The sequence below is a fragment of the Priestia sp. USM5 genome (assembly GCF_058323215.1).
On record NZ_JBSGKN010000001.1, the window covers coordinates 1,109,501 to 1,118,772 of the forward strand.

Genomic DNA, 9,272 nt, shown 5'->3' on the forward strand with positions numbered 1-9,272 from the left:
TTAAAGAATTAGTCTTTGGATTAATAAAAATGATTGCTTTTTATAGCTATTTTAAGAAGTGTGTTTAGTTATTCTTCCTCTGTAAATTCAGTTTTGACGTTTTAGTTTCCCCATTTCGTAAAACAATTAAGCATGTTGTACATATCTCTTAGCAACAAGTATCTAATTAATTCTGGGGAAATAAAAATATAACTTAACCTTCCACTTATTTTATCTTCAAATTTTCAAACAATAGGGCTAGGAGGTGTTTTTATGCCAAAGAAAGACTTTAAAGGCGTTGATAATTCAGGAATTGCAGAAAGAGTTGATTATAACAACTATAAAAATAAAGATAGCAATAATGATCCTACGCTTAACCGTATTGTCGAAGAAGACGGACGTGCTCTTGACCCAAGGGAATCCTTAGAAAATTTCTTTACTGACCTTGAAGGCGAAGAGCCACAAGAAATTACAACGTAATAAAAAAAGTAGAAAACGGCGGATCTTTTTTAGCGAAAAGACCTATGAAACGTAGCTATTTTTATTAGAGGATCTGCTGTAAACGAGTTAACATGATTTAAAAAAACGAGGGCTATTAATAGAGGTGAAGTTAATGTCGCATACAGAAACTGAACGAACAACGTATATGTATGATCCTTTCACTATACAAGGTCTTGAAATGAATATACCTAAAGAAGACGAAGGCAGCCAACCGCTAATAAATCGTTCAGGACTGAGTACCTCTACGTTCAAAACAAATATGAATAGAGAACATTTTGAACGTTATATTTATTAGCAGGAATATTCTGCAGCGTTTTATTTTATAAAAAGATCCTTCTATTTTATATGTTAGAAGGATCTTTCCACTAAATATTCTCATTTCAGTGTAGTAATCAATTACTTGTGCCTAAGGTATTGGAAAATTCATCTTGGTTTTAGGCGTGGATAGGTAAAGCGGTTAGTATATATATATATATATATATATATATATATTGTCAGTACATCCATTGTAGAAAGGATTTCACGAAATGCAGAAGCAAACCTTACTTTTTAATTTAGACGATACGCTTGTTCACTGTAATAAATATTTTAGAGACACCATAAATGCTTTTGTGGCTCAATTGCAGGAATGGTTTGAGAAGCTGACTAAGGAAGAAATAAAACAAAAGCAGTTAGAGATAGATTTAAAAAGTATCGAAAAGTATGGCCTTCACTCTTCCCGTTTTCCAGAATCATTAGTAGCTACTTATTTATTTTTTAGTGAACAAAATCATCAAGATATTCATGAAAATAGAGTCGAAAGAGTCAAAAAAATTGGTCAAAGTGTATTTGAAGTACCGGTAGAGCCTTTGCCAAATATGTATGAAGTATTAGATAAGCTTAAAGAACAAGGACATGATCTCTACTTACACACAGGTGGAGACGAGGAAAATCAAGGTAGAAAAATTGTTCAGCTAGAGCTAGCTAAATACTTTGAAAAAAGGGTATTTATTTCTGAACAAAAAGATACACCTGCATTAAAAGAAATACTAAACCAAATTAAGTACGATCCAAAAAAGACTTGGATGATTGGCAATTCATTAAAAACCGATATAAGACCGGCAGTAGAGGTTGGAATACATGCGATTCACGTACCTTCTGAACTGGAGTGGAGCTATAATCAAGTTGAAATTGATATTGCGCCAAAAGGTAAAATGATAACCGTTCATTCACTGCTGGAAGTTCCAGAAATCATTCAAAAGCACGCTCAAGAAACGGTTGTGTCCACCTAAGGTCATATATAAACAAAATATACAGAAACAGCTAACCGTTGATTAAACCTTACCTAACAGTAGCCAGATAAAGCTCTTATGTTTTTTCTAATCAACTCACATACTATACAGAGGAGGTGACTGATATGGGAGGTCAATCCAAAGAATCAGAAAAAATGATATGTGAAGATCATAATTCTCCAGTTGATGAAAGAAGCTACGATTTATACGAAGCGACGCGTAATTCACTTTTACGTAATGAATTAGACGATAAAAACAAAACCATTTTAAATAATATTGATAACGGAGCGATGGATGTTAATCTTGAGGAATAATGGGCATTAAAAAACCTTTTATTTCTTAGTATCATAGCTATGTTACTAAGGATACACATTTTTCTCTTAGTAAAAAAGACCCTAACTATTTAGGGTCTTTTTTAGGTATTTGTCCAAACATTCTATGGTTGTTTCACATACAGTAATAGGAGTCTACTAACAGAAAGGAGAAGATTTTTCATATGAGAAACAACTATCCTTATCAGCACTCTAATTACGGTGGTTATCACGGGGCTATGTATCCTCAGCAAGGTAACTGCGGTTATCCTCAAGCTAAACCTTGTGGTCAATTGCCTCCTCAAACCATGCCTGCTCAGTATGACCCAGTTAAACAAAATACATCTTTTACTGGTCAAGATGTGTTTGTGCCAGTGGTGCATCCGAGTCATACTACAAATGTTTATCAAAAAAATTATAAATATATGCACTCATTCCCGCATACAGAATCCGTTGTATGTCAGGAAACGCACCAACATTTTTGTGCTCCAAGCTGTCCTTCTAGACCTCGTCCGTGGTGCTGATAGCCAAAAAAGCCCCTTCATTTTAACAATGAAGGGTTTTTACTATGTGAAATTTAGGATGTTATTTAGCTATCGTTAAACAAAATAGCCCATTTTAGACCAAAATCCAATCGATATGAGCTATGTCTACATATAATACCTTAACCCATGTAAGTTTAAAGTTTTTTCCTTTAGTTAAATATCACGAAAGGAAGTGTTTATATGTCTAGTTATGGTGGAGCTGGTTCTGGTTTTGCTTTATTAGTTGTTCTGTTTATTCTTCTTGTCATTATTGGATGCAGCTGTTACGGTCGCGGATTTGGCTGTTAATAACAATAAAAAAGTCTTTCTCTAATTTGAGAAAGACTTTTTTATTCGAGGTTGTGAGGGAGTGCTTTTATACGCAATAGAACTGATTGGGCGGAATTCAAACAATCTATTGCAGAGGGTGTACCACTCATATATGGGATCTGAGGATGCTTCATTGTATGTAAAAGAAACTAAAAGGTTATTGTTTTTTTATAGTGATATAAAACGTAGTCTATCCACTTCGTGGAGCACATTTCGTTTTTTATCATATGCTAAATGTATGAAGAAGAAGGAGGTGGAGTTTATGTTCTTTGGCGGTTATGGCGGAGGTTGTGGCTATGGTTATGGCGGCGGCTGCGGTTACGGCGGTGGCAGTGGTTTTGCTTTAATTATCGTGCTGTTTATCTTATTAATCATTATCGGCTGTGCTTGTTGGGGAGGATTTGGCGGTTGCTAATTATTAGCCTGCCTTTATCTCTAACTTAAAAAAGTTAGCTTTATGCTAGCTTTTTTTCTGTGTTGAATTTGTACATGTCCAGTGATTACGCTTTATATTTGCCGCGTTAACCAATGGTTTACAGCTTGTTACTAAGCGTTTATGGAATTTTTTACATATTTATTGTAAGCTAAGCCTTAGAGGTGATGAGAGTGAATTTAGGGGAACAGCTGCAGAAGTTAAGGGAAGAAAAAAAGATGTCCAGGGAAGACTTAGCTGGGGAAATGAATGTATCTAGACAAGCCGTCTATAAGTGGGAAAATAATAAAGGGTATCCGGATATTGAGAACCTTATTAAGTTAAGTGAGCTTTATAATGTGACATTGGATGAATTGATTAAAGGGGATCAATCGTTTCAAAGCAAAATAGCAATTGACCGAAAAAAGAGCGAGGATTTTTCAGATCCTGGTTTTGTGGTTGGAATCATTCTTGTATTCGTAGGGTTATTTTTAGATTTAGGTAAATTTTCAGCGGGGGTTACCATACTAGGTTTTCTAACGATGTTTTTTTATGAAGATTTAATGAGAATGTTTTGGAGTATAAAAAGGGATTTTCAGGAAGAAAGGTAAGTGGACAGGCTTTAATAAATCTTAAAGCCTGTTTTTGTACTTGTAGTCATAAAAACATTAACATTGGTTATTATTTTCTTTTAGAGGGTTTATTAAAAATGTTAGTAGTAAGGAAATGAACGGTTTTCCACAAAATTTCTTAGCCTAATTCACAGTTTCGTCTGTAAACGAATGGTTTACGGGCGATTACCATGCGCTTTCGACTCTATGGTTTTTTTGTATGATTTAGGTGTTTATGTTAAGTTATGGGTATCCTTCAATTGTTTTAGAAAGGAGTGAATTTATATCTTAAAAACAGCAGTTGCCTCAATCATTGCGGGGGTTTTATTTAGCCTATGTGCAAAAGTAATGATGCATACAAGATGGTCAAAGTATTTTCTAAAAGCAAATGAAGCTACTCATAGGCCAATAAACTTTGTTCTTCAGGGAGCTTTGTTTGCGATTATCATGTTTATTATGCTTTTAATTGTAAAACCTTTTACATAAGAAAGTAGTGTGATAGCTAAAGGTATCAACTCTTAAACATTCCTATTGGTTACCAAAATATTTGCCCGGGAAATGGGGGGATGTTGTTTTCTCTACTGAACCAGATATATACGGATATTAACAGTTTTTAGAAAGGAGTATTGGATGTTAGTTAAAGCACTAATTACAGCAATCATTGGAGGCATTCTGTTTCCATTGTTTTTCAAGCTATTTACCCGAAAATCCTTAGATAAAAAGACTACTAGCCCTGTCAGTCAAGGATTTTTCTTCGCGGTTATCTTCTTTATAATCCTTATGGTTACAAAAACCTTCAGTTAAAGTTATATTACAGATAATCTCTGTTCTATTATGGATTGCTCCAGAAGGAAATTAAGTGAATTAAAGGAACTCAAACCCAAGGAATACGTATATTCTTTGGGTTTTTTATAAGATTTCAAGAGTAAAGCCTCCTTTGACTTAGAAATATTAAAGCGATGATAATGAGTATGTACGCATAGTGTCACGAGATTCGAAGGTCTTTAAATATTTAAAAAATAATTTGTGCAAACGATTGCATTAAATTATTAGTTTAGTATATAATGTTCAAATAAAAGTATTCTAATGTTTTTAATAATTAGATTTTATGAAACTTTTAAGAAGGTATAAGCGATAGTCAGCAGCTTACGGATGAGCCGATAGTGAAAATTCTTACATACTCAAACAGCATTTTTAGACAGGACTATTAGTTATGCCGTATTCCTGAGGTAATCTAGCAAAATAGAAAACAGCCAGCCAAAGACACTAACATTTACAGTATTCATCGTTGTTTTGAAAACGTTCACAACGAATGTCGTAGCACTTTACATCAGAACATCTATCTTTTGCGGCTGTTAATTGAATCATAGGAGGCAGTTATGTTAGAAGAAAGAATCGTTGAAACCAGTGAAAAAAGCGTTCAGCCAAACTTACCTTATCTACCGATCAGTACCATATGGTTAATTAGTTTTGGATTTTTAGGTGTACAAATGGCATTCTCATTACAGAGTTCAAATATGGGACGCATATTTCAAACAATCGGTGCTGATCCAACTACATTAGGCTTTTTCTTTATTTTACCGCCGTTGGCCGGTTTAGTGGTTCAGCCCTTAGTTGGTTATTTTTCAGATCGTACCTGGATGCCAAGGCTTGGCCGTCGTATCCCCTATCTACTGATTGGCGCAATTGTAGCCGTAATTGTTATGTGTTTGCTGCCAAACGCCGGCAGTTTTGGTTTTAGTGCGGTGGCTGCTATGACTTTTGGCGCCATCACTATTTTGTTTATGGACGTATCATCAAATGTAGCCATGCAGCCATTTAAGATGATGGTTGGAGACATGGTCAATGAAGAGCAAAAAGGGTTTGCCTATTCTATTCAAAGTTTTCTATCAAACAGCGGTGCTGTGCTAGCCTGTATTTTCCCTTTTGTTTTAACGGTATTAGGCGTATCAAATAGTGCACCAAAAGGGGTAGTACCACAATCAGTTGTTATTTCATTTTATGTTGGAGCCGTTGTGTTAATTATTTGTAGTTTATTTACAATACTTAAAGTAAAAGAATATTCACCTGCAGAATTTGCAGCGTACCATGGTATTCCAGATGAAGCTACAAAAGAAAATGTAAACGTTTTTAAACTGCTTCGCAACGCTCCAAAGGTTTTTTGGACGGTCACACTTGTTCAATTTTTCTGCTGGATGGGCTTTCAATATTTATGGACATACGGTACAGGTGCAGTCGCTGAAAACGTTTGGTATACGAATCAGCCGTCTAGCTCAGGCTATCAAGCAGCTGGCAACTGGTTCGGCATTTTATCAGCTGTACAGTCGATTGCCGCAGTCATTTGGTCACTAGTTTTGTCACGCGTAGCCAACAACAAACGTAAGCCAGCGTATGCTTTTAGTTTACTGCTAGGCGGTATTGGTTTTGGATCTGTCTTTTTTATTCACAATCAATGGATGCTGATTGCTTCATTTATTTTAATTGGTATCGCTTGGGCTGCTATGATGACGTTTCCGTTCACGATGCTTACCAACGCCCTGTCAGGAAAGAATATGGGAACATATCTAGGGTTATTTAATGGAAGTATTTGTTTGCCGCAAATTATAGCTTCTTGCTTGAGTTTTGCTTTGTTCCCAATAATCGGATCTTCTATGCCGGGCATGATTTTAATCTCAGGTATTTTACTTGCTACGGGAGCAGCGTCTGTTTCAATTATTAAGGAAACATATACAAACTAATTAGTAACTGTCCATGGTACAAAAGCAGCGTGGTTTCTTAGCTTTTTTGTGTTCGAGCTATTGACCGGAATCTATAAACATCTTATTTTTGTATTGACTATCATGATAAAATGTAAACGAATTCAATTCAGTGGGAAATTTGATAACAAGAATGGAGAATGAATCAATGAAAACTGAAAAAGAAAAAATGGTGGATGGCGAGCTGTATTTTCCAGCAGACCAAGAATTAGTAAAGGACCGGGAAGATGCAAGAAGGCTTGTTCGTTCGTTTAACGGTACAGATGAGACGAATTATGAAAAGCGTACGGAGTTACTAAAGGAACTATTTGGTTCAACAGGAGAACGCATTTACCTTGAATCTAACTTTCGATGCGACTACGGATACAATATCCACGTAGGAGAAAATTTTTATGCGAACTTTGACTGCACACTTTTAGATGGGGGACGAATTACAATAGGTAAGAACTGCATGATGGCACCGGGCGTACATATTTATACGAATACTCATCCTGTGAATGCAGAACAGCGAATTACAGAAGTTGAATATACCAAGCCCGTCACGATTGGAGATAATGTATGGATTGGGGGACGAACTGTCATCAATCCAGGCGTTACAATTGGACATAATGTTGTAATCGCTTCCGGAGCTGTTGTAATAAAAGATGTTCCAGATCATGTAGTAGTGGGAGGGAACCCCGCAAAGATTATAAAGAAGTTGGGTTAGTTTTTACGAGCTAAACATCGTTTATAAAGCAATTAGAAAATAAAGTATTCTCAATAGAAATGACTCCTTCTCTAAAAATCAATATTCGTTAAAAAAACAAAATGTTTGAGCAGCACTAAACCTATGGATACTCAGCAGGTTTAGTGCTGTTCTTTTATGTTGAGATGATCTCTTTATCTGACTGCAAGTCATTTCATCTCTAACTCAGCTTATTAACATAATCTTATAATAAGAAAGTTTCTGCCACTTTTACACTTTGGGGGAATTTTCATTTATGTGTACGTATAAAACGGATTAAATTATTCCAAATTCCGATCTAACAATATGCCGGTTTGCTCGGCTATTACATCGGTTGGAACGTGCATCCCGTTTTTAAACCACCATTCTACTGTCCCTACAACGGCCGAGGCAAAGAACTGAATAACAACCTCTTTACGCAACCCTTTGTTTTCTCCTTCAGTTGTATCAACTTCAGGACCATACTCTTGGATGACTAACTCAAGAAAACGGCTGCGGAAATAATGAGCGCCTTTACTTTCTAACATGGTTGAAAAGAAGAGATGGTGACGCTCAAAATATTCAAACCAAACATAATTTCCTTCTTGGAACGTCATATCAGCAGCCGAATGACATAGTTCTTCGAGGTTGTTCATATGTTCTTCAATCATCTTATCTAATAAATCATATTTATCCATATAGTGAAGATAAATCGTGCCTCGGTTAACGTTTGCTTTGTCAGCAATATCCTGAATGGTAATGTCATCAAATCGTTTTTTGGTCATTAATTCAGTCACTGAGTTTTTTATAGCCTCTTGGCTCTTTAGTATTCTTCTATCCACTTTCGCCATTTTAAAAACCTCACTTTTTTTAAAAGATATTCAACAATACCTCTTCATTTGTTGAGTAATCAACGAATCGCCTTCAATTAACGATTGAAAGGATTTTATTTGCTTTTATAATTATAGACAGATGTTGATTAATCAATCAATATTGATTATTTTTTCAACAAAAAGATAGAGAGTTTTGAAAGTATAGAAAAATGAAATTCAAGAGGAGGGATGTGTATGAACCGTATTGATAAGAGTGCAGAAAAATATAAACAGCTGTTTAGCGATGGTGTTCCGGCTACACATGTTACCGATCCGGATTTTCAAGACATTCTGAGTCATTTCATTTTTGGAGAAGTTTTTTATCAAGGTGACCTAGACGATAAGCAACGTGAACTAATTACACTGGTCGTTCTGGTTACTAACCAGACGTTATCTCAGTTAAAAGCACATGTTAGCGCAGCACTGAATATTGGGCTAACACCTGTAGAAATTAAAGAGGCTGTTTACCAGTGTGCACCATATATTGGCTTTCCAAAAACGTTAAATGCCATCAATGAAGTGAATGAGGTTTTTAAAGCAAAGAATATTCCTTTACCAATTGAAAGCCAAAAGACGGTAGATGAACAGAATCGTTTGCAAAAAGGGCTGGCTACTCAAGTAGAGATCTTCGGCGATGTGATTAAAAAAATGCAGAAGAATGCTCCGTCGAATCAAACGCATATACAGGAATATCTTTCTGCTTTTTGCTTCGGAGATTTCTACACCCGAAGCGGACTTGATTTGAAAACAAGAGAGCTATTAACTCTCTGTATTGTAAGTGCGTTAGGCGGTGCTGAAGGTCAAGTGAAGGCACATGTACAAGGTAACCTGAATGTTGGAAATGACAAGGGGCGATTGATTGATGCAATTACTCACTGTCTTCCATATATGGGGTTTCCAAGAACACTAAATGCATTAGCTTGTATTAATGAAATTAGCCCTGAAAACTAAGAGAAGAGAGTGGAAAATTTCTGTTTTATGTGAAGAACTTCCTGATAAGAA

12 protein-coding genes are annotated in these 9,272 nt (G+C 35.7%); 11 read left to right on the forward strand and 1 reads right to left on the reverse strand.

What is annotated here, in order from left to right; translation table 11 throughout:
* Positions 1 to 252: 252 nt before the first annotated feature.
* From ACWATA_RS05800 to ACWATA_RS05845, 10 genes are all read left to right on the forward strand, one after another.
* Positions 253 to 459, forward strand: a complete 207-nt coding sequence (locus ACWATA_RS05800) for a hypothetical protein (protein ID WP_154989905.1) — start codon at positions 253 to 255, stop codon at positions 457 to 459.
* Between the two features lie 133 nt (positions 460 to 592).
* A complete protein-coding gene (locus tag ACWATA_RS05805; protein WP_013058442.1) occupies positions 593 to 775 on the forward strand; it encodes a hypothetical protein in 183 nt (60 codons plus the stop codon).
* A gap of 232 nt (positions 776 to 1,007) precedes the next feature.
* Positions 1,008 to 1,751, forward strand: a complete 744-nt coding sequence (locus tag ACWATA_RS05810; protein WP_473049629.1) for an HAD family hydrolase — start codon at positions 1,008 to 1,010, stop codon at positions 1,749 to 1,751.
* Positions 1,752 to 1,876: 125 nt separating this feature from the next.
* On the forward strand, positions 1,877 to 2,065 hold the full coding sequence (locus ACWATA_RS05815; protein ID WP_028414904.1) for a hypothetical protein: 189 nt from the start codon (positions 1,877 to 1,879) through the stop codon (positions 2,063 to 2,065).
* A 182-nt stretch (positions 2,066 to 2,247) separates the two neighbouring features.
* The gene (locus ACWATA_RS05820) at positions 2,248 to 2,586 is read left to right on the forward strand and encodes a CotD family spore coat protein (RefSeq protein WP_473049630.1); all 339 of its coding nucleotides are present in this window, start codon (positions 2,248 to 2,250) and stop codon (positions 2,584 to 2,586) included.
* Positions 2,587 to 2,787: 201 nt separating this feature from the next.
* On the forward strand, positions 2,788 to 2,895 hold the full coding sequence (locus tag ACWATA_RS05825) for a YjcZ family sporulation protein (protein WP_081213975.1): 108 nt from the start codon (positions 2,788 to 2,790) through the stop codon (positions 2,893 to 2,895).
* A gap of 283 nt (positions 2,896 to 3,178) precedes the next feature.
* Positions 3,179 to 3,331, forward strand: a complete 153-nt coding sequence (locus ACWATA_RS05830) for a YjcZ family sporulation protein (RefSeq protein ID WP_013058439.1) — start codon at positions 3,179 to 3,181, stop codon at positions 3,329 to 3,331.
* 191 nt (positions 3,332 to 3,522) lie between these two features.
* Positions 3,523 to 3,939, forward strand: a complete 417-nt coding sequence (locus ACWATA_RS05835; RefSeq protein ID WP_473049632.1) for a helix-turn-helix domain-containing protein — start codon at positions 3,523 to 3,525, stop codon at positions 3,937 to 3,939.
* 1,379 nt (positions 3,940 to 5,318) lie between these two features.
* Positions 5,319 to 6,677 carry an SLC45 family MFS transporter gene (locus ACWATA_RS05840; protein WP_047750085.1) on the forward strand — a complete coding sequence of 453 codons (1,359 nt, stop codon included), beginning with the start codon at positions 5,319 to 5,321 and terminating at the stop codon, positions 6,675 to 6,677.
* Positions 6,678 to 6,843: 166 nt separating this feature from the next.
* Positions 6,844 to 7,401 (forward strand): sugar O-acetyltransferase, encoded by a 558-nt coding sequence (locus tag ACWATA_RS05845; RefSeq protein ID WP_473049633.1) that lies wholly within the window; start codon positions 6,844 to 6,846, stop codon positions 7,399 to 7,401.
* Positions 7,402 to 7,700: 299 nt separating this feature from the next.
* On the opposite strand, the gene ACWATA_RS05850 is transcribed toward ACWATA_RS05845, so the two are convergent.
* Positions 7,701 to 8,249 (reverse strand): TetR/AcrR family transcriptional regulator, encoded by a 549-nt coding sequence (locus ACWATA_RS05850; RefSeq protein ID WP_473049634.1) that lies wholly within the window; start codon positions 8,247 to 8,249, stop codon positions 7,701 to 7,703.
* 216 nt (positions 8,250 to 8,465) lie between these two features.
* On the opposite strand from ACWATA_RS05850, the gene ACWATA_RS05855 reads away from it, so the two are divergent.
* A complete protein-coding gene (locus tag ACWATA_RS05855) occupies positions 8,466 to 9,221 on the forward strand; it encodes a carboxymuconolactone decarboxylase family protein (protein ID WP_473049635.1) in 756 nt (251 codons plus the stop codon).
* Positions 9,222 to 9,272 lie beyond the last annotated feature (51 nt).